Origin of the sequence: Mucilaginibacter antarcticus, assembly GCF_042686155.1 — a bacterium.
GTDB lineage: Bacteria > Bacteroidota > Bacteroidia > Sphingobacteriales > Sphingobacteriaceae > Mucilaginibacter > Mucilaginibacter antarcticus.
Genome location: NZ_JBHUON010000050.1, coordinates 1 through 1256 on the forward strand (window position 1 = coordinate 1; position 1256 = coordinate 1256).

The window sequence follows — 1256 nt, forward strand, 5'->3', positions numbered from 1 at the left end:
CACGAATGGTCGGAAGAAATTCCGACCATTTTTATGTTTTGAAAAACAAACCCGGGTCTCCGCCGCATTGCACAACGATCAGGGCTATAGCGAGGTTTCTTACTTCCATCGCAAAGCGCCTTTTAGCTGTTTTGTAACCGATATTGTTAGCTTTTTTATACATAAGCACCATCATGGCGACGATAAGCGTCATGTACAATATCACCTGTATTCCATTCTTGTTAAGTGAAACCAGGTGGCTTACGTTAAGTTCCTGCTTTAAAAAGCGGAAGAATACCTCTATATCCCAACGCCTTCTGTATGCCTGTGCAATTTCTTTTGGAGAATGCTCGAAATCGTTGGTTAAGAACCAATATTCCTTACCTTCTTCAGTTTTACTTTCTACAACGATCAAGCGAAAATGACCATCGGTTAGTTCGTGTCTATAATGCTGATTTCCCTGCTTATTGTTAACCGGCGTACCTTTATATAGCTGTACCTTGCAATCCCTGATCAGTTTAGATTCGCCAAGGTCTGTATCCTGTCCTTCGGTAACTAACGATCCCAGTTCTACAAACTTCCTGTTTTCCTTTGCCCGGCAGATGAATGTCACCTGTCCGGCGCTAAAGGCCTGCATTGTCTTGGTTGATTGCAGGCCTCTGTCCATTACATAGATATTCTGGTGATCTCCCTCTTTTTTTACATGTTCCATGATAGCTTCGGGCAGTGCAATATCTTCACTGCCATAAGTCGGTTTGGTAAACACGTTGGAATGGCAGGGCAGAACGCCATCGAAAGCAATACTATATTTGACTGCTTTCTTGCCGCTTTTGTTATCGATCCCTTCCAAGAGCTTGCTGGTGGTCTCACTAACCATAGAACTGTCTACTCTGATCAGATTATACTTTTTCCTTTCCGTCAAAGCATATAGTTCGGCAAACTGCTCATAAATGCATTCATAGATCTGCTTAAAATAAGCAGGGTCGACTTTGGACAATCTTTCCGAGATGGAACTTCTGCGTACCGTTTCATCCTCATCAAGGTTAAACAATATCTTAAATACAGAATCATTGAAGGTATCCTCCAGTGTACGCTGACTGAGTTTTTCGTTATCCAGAATACCGTAGAGCAATAAATAAAACAGCTTATTACCATGCAGAACCTTCGCGTAATGGTCGATCCTGGTCGTTACAGACAAATTTGTTATTAGCGCCTCGGGAATGAAGCCTAAGAGCTGTTTTACATTGATGGTATGATCTTTAAATATGGCCATATCT

The 1256-nt window shown here is 41.9% G+C and carries 1 protein-coding gene; it reads right to left on the minus strand.

Annotated features, from left to right (window positions below):
- Positions 1 to 31 precede the first annotated feature (31 nt).
- On the minus strand, positions 32 to 1256 hold a 1225-nt coding region (locus ACFSYC_RS19585), incomplete at its 5' end, for an IS4 family transposase (protein ID WP_377130564.1).